Genomic DNA, 24,399 nt, shown 5'->3' on the forward strand with positions numbered 1-24,399 from the left:
CGCGCTTCGGTTTTTTTTGAGCGGTACAAGAGTAGTGTAAAACGGAGTTCGCGCGCAAGGAGGTGTGATTCGCGCGCAAGGAGGTGTAGTTCGCGCGCAAGGAGGTGTGATTCGCGCGCAAGGAGGTGTGATTCGCGCGCAAGAGGGAGTAAATCACGTACAAGAGGCACGCAATTGCACGAAAAAAGGAGAATCGCGCCGAAAAGACACTAAAAAGTGAGCGAACAGGAGTAAAATACGAGTAAAAGAGGTGAAATCGCGCGAAAAAAAGATGAATCACGCACAACAAATGTGAAATCACGATTGATTAGACGCATAGCACAGGCAACCAAGAGCACATTCCACATAACCAAGTCAATTCATCTCAGAGCAAGAATGATGTCTCTCCTTATGGTACACTAGGAAGGAATAGTATAAAGGAAGTGAAGAGATGGCCATTATTGATATTACTGTCATTCCTATTGGGACTGAGACACCAAGTGTTAGCGCGTATGTAGCAGATCTACAGCACGTGCTTGCACGCTTTGAAGGCATTAAGTACGAGCTTACACCGATGAATACGATTGTAGAAGGAGAGCTGGATACGCTACTTCAAGTTATTAAAGCGATGCATGAAGCACCGTTTTCAAAAGGCATTCAGCGTGTAGCAACGAACATTCGTATTGATGATCGTCGCGATAAAGAGTCGACGATGGCTTCCAAGCTCGCTAGCGTGCAGCGTCAGTTGGAAAAAGAGTAACGAAAAAGAGGCAGCTCTCAAAAGAGAACGCCTCTTTTTCTTTTTTTGTTTAGTGTCCAGTCGAACCGCCGCCGGTAAAAGCGTCAATCAACGTGAGTACGCTAAACCATCCGAAGACGGCAAACGTTAAAAAAGAGAAGCCAGTACTAAGTAAGTTTTTGGCTTTTAAAGAACGAATTAAACCGAGAGCGGCAAAAATCGTTATAACAGCAAAAATAATACCTAATCCCATATCGTACAGATGCCCCCTTACATATTTTACTATGTATAGCAAATAAAGCAGGTTCTTTCTGTCTTATTTTACTTGTTTTAGGAACGTTTGTATAGTAGCTTTGATGATTTTTGTAACCGTATTCATAAAATCACCGTGCTCCCATCTTTTCTAGATTTAGTGTAAAATGAAAAGAAAAAAGATGGAGGCACAAAAGAAATGGAATGGAAACGTTTGGCTGTAGGGCCGATACAAGAAAATACATATATTTTATGGAACGACAAAAAAGAGGCTGTTATTTTTGATCCAGGTGCGGAAGGAAAGAAAATTAATGCACGGATTGAAGAGCTTGGTGTAAAGCCGTTAGCGATTTTGTTAACGCATGCGCACTTTGATCACATTGGCGCAGTAGATGCAGTGCGTGCAAAATGGAACATCCCTGTATATGTTCATGAATTTGAAAGCGATTGGCTAGAAGATACGAATAAAAATGGCTCGGCACATTTTTCACAAAACATTACAGCGAAGCCAGCGGAACATATGGTTGCAAAAGGACCGCTCGTGATTGGCGACTTTACATTTGACGTATTAGAAACACCAGGACATTCGCCAGGCAGTGTTTCGTACTATCTAAAAGAAGCAAATGCTGTTTTTTCTGGTGATGCGTTGTTTGCTGGTGGCATAGGACGCACCGATTTATATGGAGGCAATCAGGCGTTACTTATGAAAAGCATTCATGATCAACTCCTAACTTTACCAGAGGAAACGGCTGTTTTGTCAGGACATGGCTTTGAAACGACCGTAGGCACAGAAATGGATGAAAATCCGTTCTTAAACGGTTTTTAAGATGAAACAGGTGCTCTTGGATGTGATTCAACAAGCGTCAGAGCAAATGATTTCTTATGCACACTATATGGAACTAGCACTCTATGGTGAGCACGGGTATTATATGAACAACACAGAAAAAATTGGGCGAGCGGGCGATTTCTATACGAGTAGCTCGCTCGGTTCTGTTTATGCTGCTATTTGGTGTGATTGGTTTTACGATACGTGTAGGAAGCGCGGCTTACCTTTTCAAATCATTGAATGTGGAGCGGGAACCGGTGCCTTTGCCGCAGATGTCCTGTCACATTGGCATGCGCACTACGATCAGCCGCTGACCTATGTCATCATTGAAAAAAGTCCCGATCATCGCCAGCGCATGAAAGAAAAGCTGCCATCGTCCGTCGCGATGTATGAATCGCTCGCTGAATGGAAGGGTAAGCGCCGCGGCATTCTGTTTTGCAACGAGCTGCTTGATGCCCTCCCTGTGCATGTTGTTAACAAGCATAACGGTTCGTTGTATGAAGTGATGGTGACAGTGGACGAACATGGTCGTTTTCAAGAAAAAAAGCAGCTTCTGCAAAATACGACGGTGCATGATTGGTTGATGACGCACGAGGTTGATGTAAAAGAAGGACATACACTTGAAGTACCGGTGGCTATGACGCAGGAATTAGCAACGCTTTATGCAGCGCTTGATGAAGGGGTCTTCGCTTTTGTTGATTATGGATATAGAAAAGAAGAGTGGCAGGAGCCTTTCGTAAAAGACGGAAGCTTGCGTGGCTATGATCGCCATCAGCTCATTCATCCGTTGCAGCAGCTTCCGGGGTATTGTGATCTTACCGCACACGTCCATTGGGATGCGGTGATGACGATTGGAGCGGAGCATGGCGTTAAGACGGAGCAGCTCTGCTCGCAGCGTGACTTTTTAGTCGCGCATGGTTTGTTAGATCAACTGCAAGAAGTGACGAGCTCCGATCCGTTTGCAAAAGCAGCGGTTCACAATCGCCACGTACGTTCCTTGCTTATGGATCAAGGATTAAGCGCTTATTTTCAAGTATTGATTCAACAAAAACAGCGGCCCTAAAAAAGGAGCCGCTGTTTTTCTTACGCTTAAGATGTTGCTTTTTCCTCGTTCCGTAACGTGACAATTTGTCGCACATTAAAAATGAGCATACCAACCAATAGGACGCTCATCACCCAATAGAATGGTGACACGAGTTGCTCTTCTATGTTTCGATAGGTAAAGAAGCACAGTGCAACACAATAAAAAACGATATTATAGATGGTTTTTTTCAAGAATACCCCTCCTCTCTACATGAAAAAAGGTACGCCGCTGCGTACCTCGTTTGCCCCTAGTGTTACTACGCTTAATGGCCGCCGCCGGGAGTCATCATAAATGTGGTGTAGTATGTAAAACCTACGAAAAATACGGTTAAATACGCTCCAAAAATGTAAATATACATACGTTCAGTCAAGTTCAAATAACCAAGCGATACGAACAATACAGTTTGGCCTAAAAACATAAGTGCCATGTTGCTTAAATCACCCAAATAAGCCATGACGGCAATAATGCCCGTCCAAAACCCCAAAACTCGATACATTCTTGCCACGAATATCCCTCCCTTTTTCAACGTACTCGTTCACTTTATTATATATGAAAGCGCACTTCATTGTAAATGCCATTTCTAACGGTAAATGGAAATAAAAAAACACCATCCTGAGAGAGGATCGTGTGAAAATTTTCTTCGTGATGAACGGAATCGCGTACTTTCAATCTTTAAAAAGTTATTCGGAATTTTATCCTTTTCGGTTCTTAATCGCAGGAATCAAGGAATATATTACTGAATTATTTACGCTATTTTTTAATGTATTATCTCATCCCACAGCTGCCATAAAGAGCATAAGACACAAGATTCTATAGTTTTTCTACATGATTTAAATCCTAAGAAAATGCTAGTCATATTGGGGAAAAGATGCGTAAATAAAAAAAGTCGAGATTTGTTTACATCCTAAGGGATTAACAAATCTCAACTAGAGCGTATCAGGATTACTTTTAGACTAGAGAGTTTTAAAAAAATGGCTGGGCTAGCTGGATTCGAACCAACGCATGACGGAGTCAAAGTCCGTTGCCTTACCGCTTGGCTATAGCCCATTGTAGTACTAGTATGGGTAGTGAGTGAGAAAAATATGCAAAAAAAAAATTGAAAGGTAAGAAGGGATTTGTCGGAGTTTGTCGTAATGTAATTAGTAAGTTTACGTGGAAAGTTGGTGATCGGTTGCCCATTGAAAAGAAAAGTGAAGAATTGCTTTGTGATGCAGCGCACGTGCATGCATCAGACATTCATTTTGTTCCGCAACGAGAACAAGGTATCATTAAATACCGAGTAGATGGTCATCTACACACGGTAGAGGTGGTGCCCTACGAGCTATTTGAGCGACTTATTGCTCATTTTAAGTTTATGGCAGGCATGGATATTGGCGAACGCCGCAAGCCACAAGATGGGGCTATGGATGTAATGGTTTCAGGGCAGTTGCTGCATTTACGGCTATCGACGTTACCTGCTGCTTTTTTTGAGAGTTTAGTTATTCGTCTGTTACCTCAAAGTGATGTTGTGAATTTTGAATCACTGTCGTTATTTCCTTCTTCGTTACAACGTCTTTCACCACTTCTATTACGCTCGAGTGGCCTTATTTTATTTAGTGGGCCTACCGGTTCGGGCAAAACCACCATTATGTATTCCCTTCTCTCGCAATTGCAACAATCTTTCAGTCGACAAATTGTAACATTAGAAGATCCAGTAGAAAAAAAGGTGGATCTGTTTTTACAAATGGAAATTAATGAACGCGCCGGCTTAACGTATGGATCAGGTTTTAAATCAATTCTTCGTCATGATCCAGATGTGATTATGATTGGCGAAATTCGTGATGAGGCGACGGCCAAACTCGTTATTCGTGCGGGTTTAACTGGACATCTTGTGTTCTCAACGCTACATGCGGAAGATTCACTCGGCTGTCTTGCCCGTTTGCACGAATTCGGCATTACGACGCAAGAATTAAAACAAACCTTACTCGGTGTCGTGTCACAGCGGTTACTTTCCATCGTTTGCCCATATTGTGGCGCGTGTTGTGATCAGCTTTGTTATTTTAGAAGAAAAGAAAAACGAGCAGGCATTTATGAATTGTTAACCGGACCTGAGCTGGAAAAAGGGATTGATTGGATAGGAGGACGCCAACAACGTCCTATGAATTTTCGGTCATTGAATCACTACATTCGTCAAGGAATTGCTTGTGGCTATTTATCAGAAGACGTGATGGAGCGGTGGGGGGTGATGCGAACGTGAAAAGACCATCTGGCATGACAAAGAAACGGCAAGGGAACTTCCTGCTAAAGCTCGGTCACTTATTGCAACAAGGCTATTCATTGCCAAAGGCCATTACCGTCTTACAGCTTCATCAAGAACGGTGGATGCAACAAGCACTAGAACGTATTTTTCTTCATTTAAAGCAAGGATTTTCCTTGCATGAAGCCTTGCATGAGGAAAAATTTTCATCAGAAGTGTTAGGTTTTTTGCAGCTAGCAGAAAAGCATGGCGATCTCAGTTATAGCATTATGGAAAGCGGAAAAATGCTTCATAAAAAAGAAGAAATGAAAGAGCGCTTACTAAAAAGCGTCCGGTATCCCATCTTCTTATTTTTCGTTGTTTTAAGTGTAAGCTTTATTATGTTTAAACTTCTCATTCCTCACTTTGCTTCTCTATATACCTCCTTAAATATTGATTTTCCTGCGTTTACGCTAGGTGTGCTAACTCTTTTAAAACATGCGCCATTTCTTTTTGGTCTGTTCATAGGAAGTATCATTGTTACTCTGATTGTTTATAGCTTTGTTTTTAAGCGTCTAACCCCCTTTGGCCGCATTGCTGTATTAATGCGCATGCCTCTTATTAAGCGTATTGTTCCCCTCTTTTTAACACAACAATTTTCCATGCAACTAGGTTCACTCTTAAAAGGTGGATTAGCTATTAATGATGCGCTTCACATTCTCGAACACAATCAATATATGAAATTTTTTCGTCTTGAGGCAGAGCGGATGAAGCAAGAATTAATTAATGGCAGAAAATTTGAAGAAATTGTGGCGCAAAGGCGGTATTTCGCACCAGAATTAGCCATGGTGATTATTCACGGTCAGTCATATGGCATGTTAGGGAAAGAATTGCTTTCCTATAGTGAATTGCTAATGAAATATGTGGAAGAGCGCTTAGCGAAGTATATTGTCTTTGTTCAACCGATTCTTTTTTTATGTATCGGTGTAGTGATTCTCATTATGTTTATTTCCATGCTGTTGCCTATGTTTAAAATGATGGAATCTATTCGATAAGGAGCACACGAATGAGATTAAATAACAAAGCTTTTACGTTAATAGAAATGATGATTGTTCTTTTAATCATTTCGATCTTATTGCTCGTTGCCTTACCTGCGATGGCAAAAAACCTCGGCATTGCTAAAGATATTGGGTGCAAAGCAACGGTAGATCTTGTTCAAGGTCAAGTGGGAGCATATGAATCAGAAAAAGGGAAACCTTTAACGAATTTACAAACGTTAGAGGATGAAAAATATGTAGATACGGTTAAATGTCCTGATGGTAGTGCCTTAAAGTTAGAAGGAGGAACCGTTGTTGCGCCGTAAAGCTCCTAACGGCTTTACGTTAATTGAACTAATGATTGTCTTAGCGATTGGAAGTACTCTTCTAGCAGTAGCTACTATTTATTTTCAAAAAAGTTATCAAACAAAAGAAATGCGTTTGTTTCTTGAAAAGCTAGAACGTGATTTATATTATACACAGCGATTAGCGCTGCAGTCTGAATCACCCGTTTATTTGCAGTGGCGTGATACAGAGCATCGTTATGTAATCGGTAGTTCGCAATGGACCGTGTATAAAGAAGTTAAGATGCCCTCTCATGTAAAAGTAGTGGCGAGTACGCTGCCGAGCACGCAAGTTGTTTATAATAGTCGTGGCAATATTTCTGCAGCAGGGACGCTCTTGATTTCTAGTGAACACCAACGGTATAAACTCGTCTTTTTACTAGGGAAAGGCAGGTTTTATCTTGAGAAATTGTAAAGGCTATTTTCTATTAGAAGCTTTAATCGCACTCGCTGTTTTAACGATTGCCTTTGGCGCACTTTGCCCCCTATTATATAAGCTTCATGTAGAGCGGTATACACTGAAACAAAAGCGAGAAGCATTGGAATGGTTAAATAATAAGAAAATGGATCCTACGATCACGCTAACTGGAACACTAGCGAGCTATGAATGGAAGGATCGGTGTATTGTTTTTGTTGGGAAAAATAAAGTAACGTATCGCGAATGCGATGTGAAGAAACCTTGAAAAAGAATGGTTTTACACTCGTTGAAGCCATCATTGGACTTGCCATATTAGCAACGCTTGCTGCACTATCACCCTTGATTATGAACGTCATTAATCCACCTTCAACAAGTGAAATGAAGATGGAGGAAATTGAAAGTTTTTTTCAAGGAATCGGCAGGCTCATTCGAGAATCTTCATTTGTGGAAGTGAAGAAAGACCAGCTCGTTCTTCATACTGAAGAGCAGCAGGAATTTGAATTTTCCTTCTATGAAAATAAAATTAGAAAGCAACAAAAAGGATTAGGTCATGAAATTTGGTTAATGGGCGTGCGCCGTTTTTCTCCTGCGTTTTCCAACAATACCGTGAAACTAAGCATAACAGATCAACAAGGTCGCACATATACGCGCTTATTTCGCAGGATGGTGAGCAAATGAAGAAAGAGGATGGTTATATTTTACCAATTGTTCTTTTGTTTTCCTTTCTGCTTTCGTTGCTTGTTAGTCATCAAATATTTTTGTATGTTTCGGAGCGTCAGCTGCTTGCTTCCGAACAAGCAAATCAGAAATTAGAAGCAATGCTCGATGAAAGTAGTCGAGACGTTATGCGCGCCTTGCAGCTGACCGTAAAAACACCTACGCGCATTGTGTATGATGTGGGGGAAGTGGCGTGCATGGTAGATGAGGAGAAGAAAGGTTCTGTTTCAATAAAGTTAACTGCTTCGCTTCCTTCTGGTCAGACAAAGACCGTCTTAGTATACTATAATAAAAAAGAGAACAAGATTGTAAAATGGTCGGAGGACGTAAAGTGAAGACAGTTTACTTAACAGGTTTTATGGGCTCAGGAAAAACAACGGTTGGTGCGTTACTTGGTGAAGCATTAGGTGTGCCAGTCATCGATACCGATCATGTGATTGAAGAGCAACAAGGCAAGCGCATTACAGAAATTTTTGCTGAAGAAGGAGAAGCGGCGTTTCGTGCGTATGAAAAGGACGTTTTACGTACGATGCCATCATTTGATGCGGTCGTAACGACCGGCGGCGGTTTACCGATGGCAGCAGAGAATCGAGCGTATATGGCGGAGCACGGCACGGTTGTCTTTTTGCATTGTCCGCTTGAGGTCATTTTTGAACGCTTAGAGGGTGATGAAACACGACCACTATTTGATGCACAAAAAAAAGAAGAGATGATCTCTTTATTTCAAGCGCGTTTGCCACACTATCAGAACTGTGATCTTGAAGTGAATACAGGCGGGCACGCTGCGCAAGCAACCGTTGCTCACATCGTTCGTTCTTTACAAGAGAAAAAGTAACATGCTAAAAAAAGGAGCTCCGCTATCGCTAGCAAGCTCCTTTTTTGTATTATAGGCTGTCAGTAAAGCTGTTTTTTTGCGGCTGGTGGCTGGTTGTTTTAGTAAAACGTGTTTTGTGTGTCATAGCAATGACACTTGCGACGGCAAGTAACACGCCAGAAAGAGCAAATACACTTCTCACACCAAGAATATCGGCAAGCAGCCCAATGAGTAAAGAAGATACTCCAAATACACCGGTTGAAATGGTGCCAATAGAGGTGTAAACAGTCGCTAGCTGTTCTTTTGGCACGCTCGTTTGAATCACCGTTTGTTGCGGAATGTTTTTTAGTTGGCCAAAGAATCCAATGAGAAAGGACAAAATCAAGGCGAATATAGGAAAACTCGTCATGCTAAACAACAGCGTTGCAAGGCAAGACAGACTCGCTCCCATACAAATAAAAAACGTGCGCTTTTGATCAATGTAATGAGCGACTTGGATGCAGACAATACTGCCTATCACTAACCCGACAAAAAAAGATCCGTTTAAAAATCCCCACCATTGTTTTTCTACTTGCAAAGCTTCTTCTACAAAAATGTAGAGAATAGCTGCAATCCAAACGGCACTGGCCATCGTTTCAAAAAATTCCATGTGCATAATCGTTTTTAAAACAGGTGTACGATGGACCGTTTTCCAACCCTGTGTGAGTAAAGACCACTTCTTCTCTTTGTGTTCACGATGGTGTGCGACATGTTGTAACCGCATTAATAGGACACTCGCTAGTGCAAATAATAGAGCGACAAGCCAAATTAATTGATGTTCATTCAGTACGAGTAAGAGTAAACTTCCAAAAAACCAAGCGCCGATTTGAATCGTCTGTGCAATGGTTTCAGCTAGTCCGTTGGCTTTTACTAACTGATCTTCTTTTACATAGTAAGGTATGAGTGTTTGCCGAATGGGCTTGGCGCAACCATCTAGTAGAGCGATGCCACCAATGAGTATAAAAATAACGTATACGTTAGAAGTTGTAAGACTTGATTCAATAAAAATGCCTAAGGCGACTAAAAGAACCGTCTTTCCGATCTGTGACCATACTAATAGTGCTTTCAAATGAACGTTTCCAATGAGTAACGGCGTTAGTAGGCTAGAAATAAACATAGCGAGCGTAATCGTAAATGGCACAAAGGCAGATAGCGTAGCTGACGCAGTTAAAGCATATAAAGCGCTAATGAGGCCGACGATATAGAGCACATCTCCTAAATCGGCTAAAGACTGACCTACCATAAGCACAAGAAAATTATACTGTTTTTTCAAAATGATCCCCCATTTTTAACATAGTTTTGGGCTATAAAAAAAACGGGAGAGTTAAATGGGAGTAGGCATGAACATACGATGCTCCTTTACTGAATGAGCGAGATAAAAAGAGCAGGGGGTGCTCTTTTTATCACGTTTCATAGATTGTCGTTTTGTATTGTTATCGTCTTGTTTGACGGTATTGTAATGTCCGGATGTTGTTTAAAGTATACCATATGCAGCTTACTTTCCTTTGAAAACAAGTATAAATATGGGTGTTCAAGAAAAACTGAATAGTTGGCGAAGCGCTTGTTAAAAAAACGCACATTGAAGTTCAGTTGTGAATTTTAAGGGGAACGTTATTTTAGGATGAAAGCTCGTTTAAAAGAAAAAGCGTAAGGAGATGCTACTAAAAAGACGCGGAAAAGGGTGGGCATTATGAATCCTTACGTTAAGTTTCTTGTAGAATCTCTTGTGCAACGAATGAACGTGCCATCTGAAGAGAAGGCGGTTCGCAAGCAACAAAAAAAAGAAAAGCGTAAGCCATTATCGGTCACGTGGTTTGGTATGATGCCACTTGCTTTTAAAATGGCAGTGAAAAGGAAACGTAAAAAATAGCGTTTCCTTTTTTCTATGGGCTGTTTTCGGGTTCTAGTATTGTATGCTAAAGAGGAAAATAAGATTGTAAAATGGGTGGAGATTAAGCATTAACGGTGTAAGGCAGCGATTGCGAAGAGCAAACAAAAAATGGGGAAGCGGCGTTTCGTGCGTAGGAACATGCGATTAAGAAACAAGTGTAACGCTGATGCGTAGAACGACGTGTTCAGACGGATGTAAATGAAAAGAAGTTGACTTAGTCATGAATCAGGGTATGATATAGAGTACATGCTTTAAAGTTGAAAACGCTGCACCGGCATACATACATATTGAAGAGAACGAGCGAATGAATGACACGAACCTCGGGAAAGGAGAGCTAGAAAGTTTAGTAAGTGAGAGTAGGAATAAGAACGTTACGAGAATTGGTGTTGTCATTAATAAGTCCGCTGCGCATTATTTGCAATTTTCAAAGCTGCTCGTTAACCATGGGTTTACCGCTTATGCCTCAAAAGTAGAAGTTACTAAATTATTGCAGGGTCTTACTGAACCGAAAAAAGCGTATGAATGGCGGAGCATCAGTACTAACACCCTCACTGAAGCTGAATTCAAGAAGCTCTGGAGTCAATGTAGGATAGGTTCTGAAAATAGGACCTCTTCACTCTCTATAGAGGAACACGTAGCGTCTGTCCAACAGCTTTTAGGTGAAAAGTGGAGAGATGCTTGTGTAGCGTTCTACGAAGGTAGTAAAGCTATCGGGATCACCATTCCTCATATTGAACCAGGGACACAGGATGAAGGTAGATTATTTTATTTTGGACTAGTACCTGAAGAGCGAGGGAGGGGCCGCAGTGGTCTCATTCATACTCAATCCTTATGGTTGTTAAAGCAAATGGGCGCCACTTTTTATAAAGGCAGTACCCACGAAACCAACTTAAAAATGCAAAAAGTATTTCTGAATAATGCTTGTTCTATAACACGACATATCGAGTCCTATTATCTAGATCTTACGTAAAGATGGGGCATCTGTATTTTTCATATGTCACTTGCTTTTGATTGGCAGTGAAAAATAAGCGTAAAAAATAACGTTTCGCTGTTGATCGTTGATTCTACTGAAAACAGGCCGTTTTTTATCGGTTTCTCTTCCTCAATAAACTGCTGATACACTTAAATTGTAATAAGAATTAAGGAAGCTATTCTTCCTATGCTTGCAGAGGATTTACTAGAGTGAAAATACATATAATAGGAGGATGAGGATGATGGGATATATAACGGAACTAAGAAGAATAGTGGGGAGCCGTCCACTATTAATGGCTGGAGCATGTGTTATTTTAATTAATGATGTACAAGAGATATTATTACAACTTCGAAGAGACAATAACTGCTGGGGACTAGCTGGAGGTTCATTGGAAATTGGTGAAACGTTAGAACAAGCAGCGAAGAGAGAGTTATTTGAGGAAACCGGATTAATTGCAAATACATTAAAGTTATTCAATGTTTACTCAGGAGAAACGTTTTATTATAAATATCCTCACGGTGATGAGGTATATAATGTCATAACAGCCTATATATGCAGTGAGTATGAAGGTGACATTACAAGAGAAACAAGTGAAGTGCAAGAATTAAGATTTTTTAAATTCAATGAACTTCCTCCGAACATAAGCCCCCCAGATTTACCAATATTGAAAGAATATATTGGTAGCGCGTATTAAATAAAGAGTACCTTAACGAAGGACTACGTTTGCATTCCTTGACAATATGGGACTCGTTCCAAATTAGCACAAAAATCTATTATGAAAGGTGTGATGTCTTATGGCAAATAATCAAATTCATCGTAACAAAGCAGGTTTCGTCTACAGAAAAAAAGTCAATGCAGAGGAGATGTCACATTGCAAGTGAAAGAGGAAAAATTTGAGTGTTTTTCAGAGACAGAACGATTAGTAATAAGACCATTGAAGAAGGACGATTATGAAAATTGGTTACATGAATTTGAAAACCGTAATCCCTCTCAACATCGTCACGATCAAGGAAAAATAGATATGAGTGAATGTACGCTAGAATGGTTTCATAATCTAGTAGATCAACATCAAGCGTTAGCGCGAACAGACACTGCTCACGTATTTGGTGTGTTTAGAAAAGAAGATGGTATACATATTGGAATGATTGATTTTTCAACGTTAGCAAGAAACGAGTTTCAATGGGGCAGGATGGGATATAACATCCATAATCAGTATTGGCGATCAGGGTACGGTAAAGAAGCGGTAAAGGGAGCGCTCACGATGGCATGTAATCATTTGAAATTTCACCGTATAGAAGCCCATATTAACCTTGACAATACGCCTTCTATAAAATTAGCTGAAAGTGTAGGGATGGAGTTTGAATGTCTTCGTAAAGGTTTTCTATACGAATACGATGAGTGGACCGACCATTTTGTGTATTACAAGAACTTCCATTAATCTAGTGCAGCAGTAAACAAGGGAACGCCTAAAAACGGCAGTTCCCTTTTTCATTAAATCCGCAGCAAGCCGTCAAATACAGTCAGCGCCTTGCCAGAAAGGGCGACTTTCTCTTTCGTTACGTGGAGCGAAAGCCAACCGCCGCGGCTAGAAGCTTGGTAGGCAAGTAGGGTCTCTTTGCCGAGCTTGTGACGCCAATAAGGGCCAAGACACGCATGAGAGGAGCCGTTAACGGCATCTTCAGCAATGCCTTGAGACGGAGAAAAGAACCGCGAAATAAAGTCATAATCGGGAGAATGACTAGCGCTCGTTATAATAACACCGCGGGCATCGAGCTGCTGCAATGCTTCCATATTTGGTGAGGCGTGGCGAACGGCTTCTTCGGAAGAAAGCTCGATGACATAGTCTAGCGCACTTTTGCCGACAAATTCATAGGGTTCCTCAACAACCTGACGCAGTTGAGGCGGCGGACTCACTTCTGTAATGGCCATTGCTGGTAAGTGCAACGTAATCCAGTCGTCATGAAAGCGAGCCTCAATTGTGCCGATGTTCGTTTGAAAAATAAGATGATCGCTTTTATGGGCGAAGGCGTTATTCCAAAGTACGTGAGCGCTCGCTAACGTACCATGACCGCATAAGGATATTTCCATTGTTGGCGTAAACCAGCGCAATCGATAGTGACCGTTTGCGGGTTCAATGAAGCTTGTAACTGGTGTTGCGAGTTCTTTAGCAAGCTGTTGCATCCAATCGGCATCCTTCGCCTCCTCTAGTAAACAAACCGAAGCAGGATTACCTGAAAAGGCCTCATCCGTAAACGTATTCACATGAAAAATTCGCATGCTTTCTTTTCCTCCTATTCCTACTTATAGTAAGCGAAGTCCTACATTCACAGGAAGATCAGGCTGAATTAAGACCACTTCGCTTTCGTTTTCTTGAGGAATGCCAAGCACTAACACTTCCGACATAAAATCGGCAATTTGGCGTGGTGGAAAATTTACGACCGCCATAATTAGCCGATCTTGGAGCGTTTCTGGTGTATAGTGGGCCGTAATTTGTGCGCTTGATTTTTTTATGCCGAGCTCTTCACCAAAATCAATCCAAAGCTTATAAGCGGGTTTACGCGCTTTTGTAAAAGGCTCGACGCGCATAATGCGTCCAACTCGAATGTCTACTTGCATAAATGTATCCATTGAAAGCGTCTGTTCCATAAAACGATCCCTCCTAAAAAAAATGGCGCTTTCTCGTTTATTCTGTATGAATTTGTAAAATCCTTGTTATTTGTTGAAAAAAGGAAAGGTGTTTGTTCATTTCGGAAATATTTGATACTGTGGAGATACAACTTACACAGAAGAGAAGTGTGGTAGGAATGAACCAAAAAAAAGTGCAAGATCAGTTGAAACGTCCGTTAACGGATTTACGCATATCAGTGACCGATCAGTGTAATTTTCGCTGTCAATATTGCATGCCGAGTGACGTGTTTAACGAAGCGTATCCCTTTTTACAAAACAAAGAGCTCTTATCATGGGATGAAATCGTTGCTGTAGCAGAGCAATTTGCCGCGCTCGGTGTGCGAAAAATTCGCTTAACAGGTGGCGAACCGTTAATGCGAAAAGACTTGCCGTCACTAATAAAGCGTTTGTATCAGTTGCCGGGCATTGAGGATTTAGCCCTCACGACCAATGGTGTGTTATTGCCGCGGTATGCAGAAGCATTAAAGGAAGCGGGCATGAATCGGGTGACCGTTAGTTTAGATGCGTTAGATGGGACATTATTTGGAAAAATCAATGGACGGGGCATAGGGGTAGAGCCTGTGCTTCAAGGAATGCAAGCGGCTCACGAGGCAGGCTTAGCGGTAAAAGTAAACATGATGGTGCAAAAAGGCATTAATGACCATGAAATTTTGCCTATGGTGCGTTATTTTAAAACGTCTCCTTATATTTTGCGTCTCATTGAATTTATGGATGTTGGTATGACGAACGGTTGGCAACGAGAGAACGTGGTTACAAAAGCAGAAATGCTCGCTATCATTGAGCAGGAGTTTCCGCTTATGCCTATTGCTCCGCACGATCCTGGGGAAGTAGCTTCGCGTTTTGCCTTTGTGGATGGTGAAAATGAACTCGGTATTATATCTTCCATTAGTGATACATTTTGTAAAGATTGTTCACGGGCGCGGCTATCGGCTGATGGCAAGCTGTACACGTGCTTATTTGCTTCGCGAGGAACGGATCTTGTAACGCCGCTTCGCAAAGGATTGCAAGGAGAAGCGTTGCGATCCTTTTTACAGAGCATATGGGAGAAACGAACCGATCGCTATTCAGATGAACGCCAAGAGAGGACCGGTACTAAGAAAAAAATTGAAATGTCCTATATAGGTGGTTAAAAAGCCGCTCGAAGTCTTTTAGCTTCGAGCGGCTCTGTTTCTATTAAGTAGAGGGGAACGAATCCGATAAGTAAAAAAGGCCGCCATTGATACAGGTGACTTCAATGCGAGGTTCGTATTGTGTACGCAATGCTTCTTTTTCCACTTCATAGCATTCAGGCTTTTGCGCTTGATCTTCATAAAAGCGATCGAGTAGTTCCTGATCTTCTTGCCAGCGACGGCGGGCATCATCGGCCCACGTATGATCGTCACAGCTAATCTGTTCTTCGATAAGCGATTCAATGCGCTTTAGTCCACTCATCGGCTTTATAAAAGGCGATAAAGTATAGCAATAATCAGGGATGCTACGCGAGAGCGGTCGCTGCTGTAAGCGCTCATGAAACTGATCCAAAATGGTGCCGTTGATTAAGTGAATGCCATGAGAGGTAATTCTGTCTTTTTTCTGATCACACATATAAGATGTTTTCATATTCACACAAAGCCACGGATGAAGCGCAATGTTACTGCCGTTATGGTGCTCAACCTTTTCATACATGCGAATAAAGGAGCCGAGTTTTTGCGTGGAAGCAAAAATTTGATGCAGTCGTGGTGAGCCAAAATGAATAAACTCTTCGGTTCCATCGCCCGCTTGTTGTCCTGTAGCTAGTGAGAGTGTCATCGGCTGGGGTGTACCGCCCGTTTTCTCTAAATAGTGCCAATAGAAGGGGCGATTCATTAACAGTTTATCAATTTCAATCGATAGTTTGATTTTCATCGACGCAGGGCGACGTTCGAGCACCTCGCAATCATTGGCTTCAAAATACCGCTCAAGAAAATCATGAATCTCGTGCTGCTGCATGTTCTTCCCATCCTTTCTTTTGAATGCCACCTTCTAAATTGATGAGCGATGCAAGGTTATCCATTTTCACTTTCATTTCGCCTTCTGTTTCAGAATGCAACATAATATCGGAAATGTAAGATTCAATGTTTTTTAGTTCAAACTTTGCAAGAATCTCGTCTAATTCGCCAATCACACTTTCAAACAGGTTAATTTTGTTATACAGCAAGTTCACGATTCGTTCCTCAATTGTATTTTCCGTGGCAAAATTGTAAATATGCACATCGCCTTTTTGCCCAATGCGATGAATTCGTCCGATGCGTTGTTCGATCCGCATTGGATTCCAAGGTAAATCGTAGTTAATAATGTGCTGACAAAATTGCAAGTTAATGCCTTCGCCGCCAGCTTCCGTAGCAATGAGTACTTGGGCATTGTTTTTAAATAAATAGGTCATATAATCTTTTTTACTGCGCTTGAAGCCGCCACGAAACGGAACAGAGCTTATGCCGTGCTGTTGCAAAAACCATTGCAAATAAAGCTGGGTAGCGCGATATTCGGTAAAAACAATCACTTTATCGCCAATTTCTTTAATTAAGGCAAGCGTTTCTAGCGCTTTTGAGTTTTGCGTTACATGCTCAATTTGTTGCATCACAGGCACAATGATATCTGCACCTGCGCCTTCATTTTTTTCAAGCATGTTTTTTAACGTAAGAAAGCACGCTTCTCGCGAACTGCACGCCTCTCGTTGCAACGTCAGCACAGAAAATTTACTGCGCGCAAAATAGGGCAACTCTTTTAGCTCGGTAATGCGCTCATAAAGCGCACGTTCGCTTTCTGAAAGCGTAATAGGAATCGTTTTTACGATGCGCTTTGGCCACTTTAAGCCGGTTTCTTCTCGACGATTGCGCACCATGACTTTATTAACAAGCTGTTTCAATTTTTCTTCATTTTTTAACGAATGCTGATCTTCGCGAAAATCTTTATCGAAGTTTTCGCGGCTGCCAAGATGTCCAGGCTTCAAGAGCGATACGAGATTAAAAATTTCTTCCACGCGATTTTGCACAGGCGTTGCTGTTAACAAGAGACAAAACTTCTTTTTTAAATGCTGCACGAATTCATAGTTTTTCGTATTTTTATTTTTTAGCTTATGCGCTTCATCAATAACGACTAAGTCATACTCTTGATTTAGTACGATGTCACGATGCGGTTGTCGTTTCGCTGTATCGATTGAGGAAACAACGACTTCACACTGCTCCCACACGTAAGACTTTTTTTGCGCAACGGCTGGTATAAAGAATTTTTGATTTAATTCGCCGGTCCATTGTAAAACGAGCGACGCAGGTACAAGAATGAGTACTTTTTTGGCAAGTCCACGAATCATGTATTCTTTCATAATGAGTCCCGCTTCGATCGTTTTTCCAAGTCCCACTTCATCGGCGAGTATGGCTTTCCCGTTCATCTTTTCGATGACGGTTTTTGCCACCTGAAGCTGATGCGGTAAAAAAGTAAGCTGTGGCAAGTGATTGGGCGCTTGAAGGCCTAGAAAATCTGGAACCGCTAAATGTTTTTGCGCCTCGAGCGCTAATGTATACAATTCCCATTTCGTCCAAGGACCGTCTTCATCGAGCCTTTTTAGAAAATCCTGTGACCAATCTTTATGAAATGTAATGGAGAGATCCATGATTTTGTCCTTTCTTTTCAAAAAATAAGAGCATCATATTTTGAAAATGGCGTTGCTTTTATAACGGCAATAATGATAGGATAATAATGTGTCATACGCTAAAAACTTATGTTTAGTATAGACACGACCTACTAATTACATACTTGCGAATGATAGTAAGAGGAGAGACTGCGATTACGTGGCGCCGAAGGAGCAAGCAACTGTGAAACTCTCAGGCAAAAAGACTCTTGCTGGACGCGTCTCTGGAGAGCGCTATACATATGTAATAGCCACCAACGAAGAAACGAACGAGACGGTCTCCGTCTCTACAGAAGCTTACTGGTTGCAGGACAGAGGGATACCTAGTGAAGGGTATTTCTCTGTCCTTTTTTAGTGTGCTTGTGTTGCTTTTTTAAAGTTTTTAGAATTGTTCAAAGAGTACAATCGAGGAGGAAATGGCATGGGAGATTTAAAGCAAACACCGTTATTTAACGTTTATAGCGAGCATGGCGGAAAAGTCATCGATTTTGGTGGATGGGCATTGCCGGTTCAGTTTTCCCGCATTGGAGAAGAACACGAGGCAGTGCGCAGTAAAGCAGGCTTGTTTGACGTTTCACATATGGGTGAATTTGAAGTAACTGGTGAGCAGGCGGAAGCCTTTTTACAGTACATGCTTACCAATGATGTGACAAAGCTGAAAGTGGGCGGGGCTCAATATACCGTTATGTGTTATGAAAATGGCGGAACGGTTGATGACTTACTTGTATACAAACAAGGCGACAATCATTTCTTGCTCGTTGTAAATGCTTCTAATATTGATAAAGACTTTGACTGGTTACAATCTCATCTTACAGAAGGTGTAACGTTACGTAACATTTCAGATGAAACGGCTCAGCTCGCACTACAAGGACCAAAAGCAGAAGTCATTTTACAAAAACTTACGGATCTCGATTTGTCTACACTTTCCTTTTTTACATTTAAAGAGAACGTTGACTTGCGTGGTGTGAAAGCGCTTGTATCGCGCACAGGTTATACGGGAGAAGATGGATTTGAACTGTATTGTCACCGTGATGATGTCGTGCAATTATGGAACATGTTAATAGAAGAAGGAAAAGAAGAAGGCTTATTGCCATGCGGTCTTGGTGCGCGTGATACGTTGCGCTTTGAAGCCAAGCTTGCTCTTTATGGTCAAGAATTAACGAAAGACATTACACCGATTGAAGCAGGAATCGGTTTTGCTGTTAAAACGGATAAAGAAGCAGACTTTATCGGTAAAGACGTCTTGAAACAACAAAAAGAAGAAGGCGCGCCGCGAAAACTCGTCGGAATTGAAATGATTGATAAAGGCATTCCGCGCTCGCACTACCAAGTGTATCAAGGCGAAGCGTTAATTGGTGAAGTGACAACAGGCACACAATCACCAACATTAAAGAAAAATTTAGGATTGGCTTTGCTTAACAAGGAACATGCCACGCTTGGTACGGAAGTGGACGTGCACATTCGTCAAAAAGTGTTAAAAGCAGTCGTAGTCAAAGCCCCTTTTTATAAACGCAACGCCTAAAACAGCCCTTTAGAGGAGGATCTAGAAAGATGACTTTTCGTTACTTGCCGATGACGGATCAAGATAAGAAAGAAATGATGGAAGCAGTCGGAATTACATCAACAGAAGAACTGTTTCAAGATATTCCAAAAAACGTTCGCTTTCAAGGAGACTTGAAGATTGAAGAAGCGCTCTCAGAGCCAGAGCTCATTGCGTATATGTCAGGTCTTGCATCTAAAAATCATAATACAAAAGAGTATGCGAGTTTCCTAGGAGCGGGTGTCTACGATCATTACACATCATCGATTGTAAATCATGTATTGTTACGCTCAGAATTTTACACAGCGTATACACCGTACCAGCCGGAAATTTCGCAAGGAGAGCTGCAAGCCATTTTTGAATTTCAAACGATGATTTGTGAGCTAACAGGCATGGACGTAGCGAACTCTTCTATGTATGATGGCGGAACGGCTTTAGCAGAAGCGGCGCTTTTATCATGTGGACAAACAAAGCGTAAAAAGATTCTCGTGTCTAAAAGCGTACATCCAGAGTCACGTGCTGTGCTTGAAACGTATGCAAACGGACAACGACTAGACGTTGTGGAAATTGAAACGAAAGAAGGCATCACCGATCTTGAAGCGCTACAAAGCGCAATGGATGATGAGACAGCCTGTGTATTGGTCCAATATCCGAACTTCTTCGGGCAAGTTGAGCCGTTAAAAGAAATTGAAGCGATCGTTCATGCGCATAAAGCCATGTTTGTTGTGTCGAGCAATCCGCTTTCTTTAGGAGCACTAACACCTCCAGGGAAATTCGGAGCTGATATTGTTGTCGGTGATGCACAAGTATTTGGCATTGCACAAGGCTTCGGTGGACCACACTGTGGTTACTTTGCCGTTACGAAAAAATTAATGCGCAAAGTACCAGGACGTCTTGTTGGTCAAACAGTTGACGAAAATGGCAAACGTGGTTTCGTTTTAACGCTGCAAGCACGTGAGCAACATATTCGTCGTGATAAAGCAACATCTAACATCTGTTCGAACCAAGCGTTAAATGCGCTTGCTGCATCGGTTGCTATGACGGCACTCGGAAAACAAGGAATTGCTGAAGTTGCGCATCAAAATATTCAAAAATCGCATTATGCAAAACAGGCATTTCAAGCCAAAGGACTTACTGTGCCATTTACAGCGCCATTCTTTAATGAATTTGTTGTAAAATTGAATGTTTCTGTAAAAGAAGCAAACGAACGCTTGCGCAGTCATGGCATTATTGGTGGCTATGATCTTGGTCGTGATTACCCAGCGCTTGCGAACCATATGCTCGTAGCAGTAACGGAAATGCGTACGAAAGAACAGATCGATCAATTGGCAACGGTATTGGAGGGGCTGTAAATGACAAACCAAGATCAAGCATTAGTATTTGAATTGTCCAAAGAAGGCAGAGTAGGCTACAGCATTCCTGCGCTAGATGTGCCAGAAATGAACGTTGACGAGTTGATTCCTGCAGACTATTTACGCAGCGAGCCAGCGCAATTACCAGAAGTAAGTGAGCTGCAAATTATGCGTCACTATACAGCGTTATCGAAACGAAACCACGGTGTGGATTCTGGTTTTTATCCGCTCGGTTCTTGTACGATGAAATACAATCCGAAAATTAATGAAGATGTCGCACGTTATCCAGGCTTTGCGCACATTCACCCGCTTCAAGAAGAAGAAACGGTGCAAGGTGCGATGGAAATGCTCTATAACTTGCAAACATCACTTGCTGAAATTACAGGTATGGATGAAGTAACGATGCAACCAGCAGCAGGAGCACACGGAGAATGGACAGGCTTAATGATGATTCGTGCCTTCCACGAAGCGAATGGTGACGTACATCGTACGAAAGTCATCGTACCGGATTCCGCGCATGGAACGAACCCAGCATCAGCAACAGTAGCTGGCTTTGATTCGATCACTGTTCAATCCGATGAGCGTGGCTTAGTGGACTTAGAAGACTTGCGTCGTGTAGTCGGACCAGATACAGCGGCCTTAATGCTAACGAATCCGAATACGCTCGGTTTATTTGAAGAACATATTCTTGAAATGGCAGCCATTGTTCATGAAGCGGGTGGTAAGCTCTACTATGATGGCGCGAACATGAATGCAATCATGGGCTACACGCGTCCAGGCGATATGGGCTTTGACGTTGTCCATTTAAATCTTCATAAAACCTTTACAGGTCCACACGGTGGCGGTGGCCCAGGCTCAGGTCCAGTTGGCGTCAAACGTGATTTGATTCCGTTTTTACCGAAGCCTGTTTTAATGAAAAAAGATGACCGTTACACGTTTGAATACGATCGTCCACAATCCATCGGTCGCGTGAAGCCGTATTATGGAAACTTTGGTATTAACGTTCGTGCCTACACGTACATTCGTACGATGGGACCAATTGGTTTGAAACAAGTCTCTGAATATGCGGTTTTAAATGCGAACTACTTAATGAGACGTTTAGAGCCACACTTTGACTTGCCGTTCACACAACATTGTAAGCATGAATTCGTGTTGTCGGGTCGTAAGCAGAAAAAGCTAGGTGTGCGTACGCTTGATATGGCAAAACGTCTGCTTGACTTCGGCTATCATCCGCCAACTATCTACTTCCCATTAAGCGTGGAAGAGGCGATCATGATCGAGCCTACCGAAACCGAATCAAAAGAAACACTCGATGAATTTATCGATGCGATGATTCATATTGCAAAAGAAGCAGAAGAAACACCAGAAGTCGTTCAAGAAGCACCGCACTCTACCGTCGTCAAACGACTTGATGAAGCAATGGCAGCGCGTAAGCCTGTATTGCGTTACGAGCGCGGTTAAAGAAGTAACCTGTGCATCTCTTTTTTAAAGAGGTGTACAGTTTTTTTTGTGCTTGGCTGCCTAGTGCTCGAAAGCATATGCATTTATTTTACAATTTATGTTAAAGTGAAAAGGAGAGGCAGGTTGCTCATTCTTTTAATCATCATTGATCGAGGAGGGAGTAGGATTCTACATAAAGTTAGAAAATCAAATGTGGTAGTACCTATTTTTATTGGAGGCGGAATAGGTGCATTTATGGGATTAGTTGCTTATGTGAAAGCGTGGTTTTAAGTTCTTTAAAAAAATGTGTAGGTGTATGCATGAAAAGAGATCTCCATTAAGGTTAAGAAAGCAGTTCGCGCGCAGAGGGGTGTGCGTTCACGCGCAGAGAGGTGTGATTCGCGCGCAAGAGGGGTGCGTTCGCGCGCAGAGAGGGTGCGTTCGCGCGCAAGAGGGGTGCGTTCACGCGCAAGAAGAGAAATCAAGCGTAAAAAATAGCAAAAGTGCGTGAAAATAGTGTTAGATTGCATGAAAAGAGCAACAAAGCAAGGACGAACAGCGGAATTACACGTAAAAAATCAGATTCGCACACTTTACTTTAAAGAGGCGTTTCGCAAGAATCAAACGAACGGCAGACATGCATGTAAAAAGAGTGAGATTTCATAAAAAAGAGCAACAACTAGGTCAAATCTACTTTTAGAATAGTAGTTGCAGAGTATTTTGGCATTTAAAAAAGAGAGGCAACCCTGTAAGTGGGATGTCTCTCTTTTGATGGTTAGCTGGATTTTACTTTGCCTGTCCATTTTTTGAAGCCGCCTTTTAGTTGTGAAAGGTCAGCGTACTTGTTTTTGCGCAATAGTTGAGCAGCGCGTGTGCTGCGCATGCCACTTTCGCAATATAAGTAAACCGGCTTATCGGGGCGAATTTCGCCTTTGCGTTGTCTCATTTGTGTTAGTGGAATATTACGTGCGCCGAGGATGTGTCCTTTTTTAAATTCCTCTGGTTCGCGAACGTCAATGAGCTGCGCTTTGCGATAGCCTGCACGAAACTCTTCTTCCGTTAGTGTTTTTAAAAATTTCTTTTGGTACAGCGCCGTTACAATTAAGTAGCCCAGGATCGCTGCCACAAGTACAAGAACGATTATCCATTCCATGTCTTTTTGCACTCCCTTTTTTCTATCTCACCTAATTATAGCTTCCTTGCTGAGGATAATCAAAAAAATGTTATGAAAAAATGGTAAGACTTGAAATTTGGAGTCCGTCCTAAGATTTGATAAACTAATAGAGTAGAAAAGGAGCGTTTGCAATGGAAAGAGAAAAGTGGCTATTTATTGATTCTGGTAACTGTGACCCCGCTTACAATATGGCGCTAGATGAAGCGCTATTAAACTGGCACAGCGAAGGGAAAATCCCGCCAGTCATTCGTTTTTACGGTTGGAATCCAGCAACATTATCGATTGGTTATTTTCAAAAAGCAGAAAAAGAAATTAATTTAGAAGCCGTTGAAAAATACGGACTTGGCTTCGTACGTCGACCTACAGGTGGCCGTGGCGTACTGCATGACCAAGAGTTAACGTATAGTGTCATTGTAACAGAAGAGCATCACAACATGCCTTCTTCTGTAACCGAAGCATATCGTGTTATTTCAGAGGGGATTTTACAAGGTTTTCGCAATTTAGGTCTCGAAGCGTATTTTGCCATTCCGCGTACGGAAGAAGAGAAAGCGGGCTTGAAAAATCCACGCTCAGCGGTTTGTTTTGATGCTCCGTCTTGGTATGAGCTCGTCGTAGAAGGCCGAAAAGTAGCAGGAAGTGCGCAAACGCGCCAAAAAGGTGTAATTTTGCAGCACGGTTCAATACTTCTAGATCTTGATGAAGATAAGCTGTTCGATTTGTTTATTTACTCAAGCGAGCGTGTGCGTGAACGGATGCAACGCGCCTTTAGTAGCAAGGCAGTAGCGATGAATGATCTTCGCGAGACGCCTGTTACGATGGACGAAGCGAAAGTAGCCTTTCATAAAGGGTTTGAAGAAGGACTAGGGCTCACACTACAGCCTTACACGCTGAGTGAAGAGCAACAACGTGAAGTTGAAGAGATTGCAGCGTCAAGATATCGTAGTAAAGAATGGACATTTAGGAGATAAGATGTAAAACCGGGACAACTATCCGTTCCGGTTTTTCCATTTTTTCACTGTCAAGCTTGAAAATTTTTTTGCCATTTCCTTCAAAAAAATCAAAAATCCTATGCTATCAGGCTTTATTGTAGATGAACTTTTTTCAATCCTAAAAATAGGACAAATAGGTTCATTTACAATCTAAAAAAGATAGTTTCCTAGTTTTTTCTCCTACTTGCGACCTTTTTTAAGTTTGACAAGATAAAAGCTTTGACAAGAAGTTCGCCTATATA

At 41.8% G+C, this 24,399-nt stretch carries 30 protein-coding genes, 1 tRNA gene and 1 riboswitch; of the genes, 21 read left to right on the top strand and 10 right to left on the bottom strand.

Translation table 11 applies throughout. The annotated features are described in order from the left end of the window. The first annotated feature begins 430 nt into the window (after positions 1 to 430). Positions 431 to 739, top strand: a complete 309-nt coding sequence (locus tag A374_RS15155) for an MTH1187 family thiamine-binding protein (protein WP_007203111.1) — start codon at positions 431 to 433, stop codon at positions 737 to 739. Positions 740 to 788: 49 nt separating this feature from the next. On the opposite strand, the gene A374_RS15160 is transcribed toward A374_RS15155, so the two are convergent. After that, on the bottom strand, positions 789 to 971 hold the full coding sequence (locus A374_RS15160; protein WP_007203112.1) for a DUF2759 domain-containing protein: 183 nt from the start codon (positions 969 to 971) through the stop codon (positions 789 to 791). Between the two features lie 198 nt (positions 972 to 1,169). Between A374_RS15160 and A374_RS15165 the strand changes: the two genes are divergently transcribed. Together A374_RS15165 and A374_RS15170 are read left to right on the top strand one after the other, a co-directional pair. Further along, on the top strand, positions 1,170 to 1,796 hold the full coding sequence (locus A374_RS15165) for an MBL fold metallo-hydrolase (protein ID WP_007203113.1): 627 nt from the start codon (positions 1,170 to 1,172) through the stop codon (positions 1,794 to 1,796). Positions 1,797 to 1,818: 22 nt separating this feature from the next. Beyond that, positions 1,819 to 2,859 (top strand): SAM-dependent methyltransferase, encoded by a 1,041-nt coding sequence (locus A374_RS15170; protein WP_007203114.1) that lies wholly within the window; start codon positions 1,819 to 1,821, stop codon positions 2,857 to 2,859. A gap of 26 nt (positions 2,860 to 2,885) precedes the next feature. Here the strand turns inward: A374_RS15170 and A374_RS15175 are convergent, their stop codons facing one another. The 3 genes from A374_RS15175 to A374_RS15185 form a co-directional block, all read right to left on the bottom strand. Next, entirely contained in the window at positions 2,886 to 3,071 is a 186-nt protein-coding gene (locus A374_RS15175) for a hypothetical protein (RefSeq protein WP_007203115.1), read from the bottom strand. A 71-nt stretch (positions 3,072 to 3,142) separates the two neighbouring features. Further along, complete coding sequence (locus tag A374_RS15180; RefSeq protein ID WP_156793244.1) at positions 3,143 to 3,376, bottom strand: DUF2626 domain-containing protein; 234 nt, start codon at positions 3,374 to 3,376, stop codon at positions 3,143 to 3,145. A 476-nt stretch (positions 3,377 to 3,852) separates the two neighbouring features. Then, positions 3,853 to 3,927: transfer RNA gene (locus tag A374_RS15185), tRNA-Gln, on the bottom strand. Positions 3,928 to 3,976: 49 nt separating this feature from the next. Between A374_RS15185 and comGA the strand changes: the two genes are divergently transcribed. Genes comGA through A374_RS15225 form a run of 8 tightly spaced genes read left to right on the top strand, consistent with a single transcriptional unit; the run spans position 3,977 to position 8,446 of the window. Beyond that, positions 3,977 to 5,116, top strand: a complete 1,140-nt coding sequence (comGA, locus tag A374_RS15190) for a competence type IV pilus ATPase ComGA (RefSeq protein ID WP_007203117.1) — start codon at positions 3,977 to 3,979, stop codon at positions 5,114 to 5,116. Then, positions 5,113 to 6,150 (top strand): competence type IV pilus assembly protein ComGB, encoded by a 1,038-nt coding sequence (gene comGB / locus A374_RS15195; RefSeq protein WP_007203118.1) that lies wholly within the window; start codon positions 5,113 to 5,115, stop codon positions 6,148 to 6,150. Before comGA ends, comGB begins: the two co-directional genes overlap by 4 nt. Positions 6,151 to 6,161: 11 nt before the next feature. Continuing rightward, positions 6,162 to 6,458, top strand: coding sequence for a competence type IV pilus major pilin ComGC (gene comGC, locus A374_RS15200; RefSeq protein WP_007203119.1), 297 nt, complete (start codon positions 6,162 to 6,164; stop codon positions 6,456 to 6,458). Further along, a complete protein-coding gene (gene comGD / locus A374_RS15205; protein ID WP_007203120.1) occupies positions 6,448 to 6,891 on the top strand; it encodes a competence type IV pilus minor pilin ComGD in 444 nt (147 codons plus the stop codon). The genes comGC and comGD overlap by 11 nt, the downstream gene beginning before the upstream one ends. Continuing rightward, positions 6,878 to 7,159 (top strand): prepilin-type N-terminal cleavage/methylation domain-containing protein, encoded by a 282-nt coding sequence (locus A374_RS15210; RefSeq protein WP_007203121.1) that lies wholly within the window; start codon positions 6,878 to 6,880, stop codon positions 7,157 to 7,159. The genes comGD and A374_RS15210 overlap by 14 nt, the downstream gene beginning before the upstream one ends. Continuing rightward, positions 7,156 to 7,572 carry a competence type IV pilus minor pilin ComGF gene (locus A374_RS15215; RefSeq protein ID WP_007203122.1) on the top strand — a complete coding sequence of 139 codons (417 nt, stop codon included), beginning with the start codon at positions 7,156 to 7,158 and terminating at the stop codon, positions 7,570 to 7,572. Before A374_RS15210 ends, A374_RS15215 begins: the two co-directional genes overlap by 4 nt. Further along, on the top strand, positions 7,569 to 7,946 hold the full coding sequence (gene comGG / locus A374_RS15220; protein ID WP_007203123.1) for a competence type IV pilus minor pilin ComGG: 378 nt from the start codon (positions 7,569 to 7,571) through the stop codon (positions 7,944 to 7,946). The genes A374_RS15215 and comGG overlap by 4 nt, the downstream gene beginning before the upstream one ends. Further along, positions 7,943 to 8,446 (top strand): shikimate kinase, encoded by a 504-nt coding sequence (locus A374_RS15225; protein WP_007203124.1) that lies wholly within the window; start codon positions 7,943 to 7,945, stop codon positions 8,444 to 8,446. The genes comGG and A374_RS15225 overlap by 4 nt, the downstream gene beginning before the upstream one ends. A gap of 49 nt (positions 8,447 to 8,495) precedes the next feature. On the opposite strand, the gene A374_RS15230 is transcribed toward A374_RS15225, so the two are convergent. Then, positions 8,496 to 9,737: an MFS transporter gene (locus A374_RS15230; protein WP_007203125.1), complete on the bottom strand. Its 1,242-nt coding sequence runs from the start codon at positions 9,735 to 9,737 to the stop codon at positions 8,496 to 8,498. Positions 9,738 to 10,154: 417 nt separating this feature from the next. On the opposite strand from A374_RS15230, the gene A374_RS15235 reads away from it, so the two are divergent. From A374_RS15235 to A374_RS15250, 4 genes are all read left to right on the top strand, one after another. Beyond that, a complete protein-coding gene (locus A374_RS15235) occupies positions 10,155 to 10,334 on the top strand; it encodes a YqzE family protein (protein ID WP_007203126.1) in 180 nt (59 codons plus the stop codon). Between the two features lie 325 nt (positions 10,335 to 10,659). After that, entirely contained in the window at positions 10,660 to 11,325 is a 666-nt protein-coding gene (locus A374_RS15240; RefSeq protein WP_007203127.1) for a hypothetical protein, read from the top strand. 244 nt (positions 11,326 to 11,569) lie between these two features. After that, positions 11,570 to 12,022: an NUDIX hydrolase gene (locus A374_RS15245; protein ID WP_007203128.1), complete on the top strand. Its 453-nt coding sequence runs from the start codon at positions 11,570 to 11,572 to the stop codon at positions 12,020 to 12,022. A 177-nt stretch (positions 12,023 to 12,199) separates the two neighbouring features. Beyond that, positions 12,200 to 12,766: a GNAT family N-acetyltransferase gene (locus tag A374_RS15250; protein WP_007203129.1), complete on the top strand. Its 567-nt coding sequence runs from the start codon at positions 12,200 to 12,202 to the stop codon at positions 12,764 to 12,766. Between the two features lie 53 nt (positions 12,767 to 12,819). On the opposite strand, the gene A374_RS15255 is transcribed toward A374_RS15250, so the two are convergent. Then, positions 12,820 to 13,605 (bottom strand): PhzF family phenazine biosynthesis protein, encoded by a 786-nt coding sequence (locus A374_RS15255; RefSeq protein WP_007203130.1) that lies wholly within the window; start codon positions 13,603 to 13,605, stop codon positions 12,820 to 12,822. A 24-nt stretch (positions 13,606 to 13,629) separates the two neighbouring features. Beyond that, positions 13,630 to 13,974: a tRNA-binding protein gene (locus A374_RS15260; RefSeq protein WP_007203131.1), complete on the bottom strand. Its 345-nt coding sequence runs from the start codon at positions 13,972 to 13,974 to the stop codon at positions 13,630 to 13,632. A 158-nt stretch (positions 13,975 to 14,132) separates the two neighbouring features. On the opposite strand from A374_RS15260, the gene moaA reads away from it, so the two are divergent. Beyond that, on the top strand, positions 14,133 to 15,146 hold the full coding sequence (gene moaA / locus A374_RS15265; protein WP_007203132.1) for a GTP 3',8-cyclase MoaA: 1,014 nt from the start codon (positions 14,133 to 14,135) through the stop codon (positions 15,144 to 15,146). Positions 15,147 to 15,189: 43 nt separating this feature from the next. Here the strand turns inward: moaA and A374_RS15270 are convergent, their stop codons facing one another. Beyond that, positions 15,190 to 15,984 (bottom strand): YqhG family protein, encoded by a 795-nt coding sequence (locus A374_RS15270; protein WP_007203133.1) that lies wholly within the window; start codon positions 15,982 to 15,984, stop codon positions 15,190 to 15,192. Continuing rightward, a complete protein-coding gene (locus A374_RS15275) occupies positions 15,962 to 17,644 on the bottom strand; it encodes a DEAD/DEAH box helicase (protein WP_007203134.1) in 1,683 nt (560 codons plus the stop codon). Before A374_RS15275 ends, A374_RS15270 begins: the two co-directional genes overlap by 23 nt. 149 nt (positions 17,645 to 17,793) lie before the next feature. Then, a riboswitch (glycine riboswitch) is annotated at positions 17,794 to 17,881 on the top strand. On the opposite strand from A374_RS15275, the gene A374_RS20705 reads away from it, so the two are divergent. The 4 genes from A374_RS20705 (at position 17,847) to gcvPB (ending at position 22,015) form a co-directional block, all read left to right on the top strand. Then, positions 17,847 to 18,017, top strand: a complete 171-nt coding sequence (locus tag A374_RS20705; protein ID WP_156793242.1) for a hypothetical protein — start codon at positions 17,847 to 17,849, stop codon at positions 18,015 to 18,017. Its footprint overlaps the riboswitch before it by 35 nt. 66 nt (positions 18,018 to 18,083) lie before the next feature. After that, complete coding sequence (gcvT, locus tag A374_RS15285) at positions 18,084 to 19,184, top strand: glycine cleavage system aminomethyltransferase GcvT (protein WP_007203136.1); 1,101 nt, start codon at positions 18,084 to 18,086, stop codon at positions 19,182 to 19,184. A gap of 29 nt (positions 19,185 to 19,213) precedes the next feature. After that, the gene (gcvPA, locus tag A374_RS15290; protein ID WP_007203137.1) at positions 19,214 to 20,554 is read left to right on the top strand and encodes an aminomethyl-transferring glycine dehydrogenase subunit GcvPA; all 1,341 of its coding nucleotides are present in this window, start codon (positions 19,214 to 19,216) and stop codon (positions 20,552 to 20,554) included. Next, positions 20,555 to 22,015 (top strand): aminomethyl-transferring glycine dehydrogenase subunit GcvPB, encoded by a 1,461-nt coding sequence (gcvPB, locus tag A374_RS15295; RefSeq protein WP_007203138.1) that lies wholly within the window; start codon positions 20,555 to 20,557, stop codon positions 22,013 to 22,015. A gap of 754 nt (positions 22,016 to 22,769) precedes the next feature. On the opposite strand, the gene A374_RS15300 is transcribed toward gcvPB, so the two are convergent. Next, complete coding sequence (locus A374_RS15300; protein WP_007203139.1) at positions 22,770 to 23,147, bottom strand: rhodanese-like domain-containing protein; 378 nt, start codon at positions 23,145 to 23,147, stop codon at positions 22,770 to 22,772. Positions 23,148 to 23,299: 152 nt separating this feature from the next. Between A374_RS15300 and A374_RS15305 the strand changes: the two genes are divergently transcribed. Next, positions 23,300 to 24,136, top strand: coding sequence for a lipoate--protein ligase family protein (locus tag A374_RS15305; RefSeq protein ID WP_007203140.1), 837 nt, complete (start codon positions 23,300 to 23,302; stop codon positions 24,134 to 24,136). Positions 24,137 to 24,399: the final 263 nt, after the last annotated feature.

The sequence above is a fragment of the Fictibacillus macauensis ZFHKF-1 genome, from assembly GCF_000269865.1.
In the GTDB taxonomy this organism is placed as follows: Bacteria; Bacillota; Bacilli; order Bacillales; family Fictibacillaceae; genus Fictibacillus_C; species Fictibacillus_C macauensis.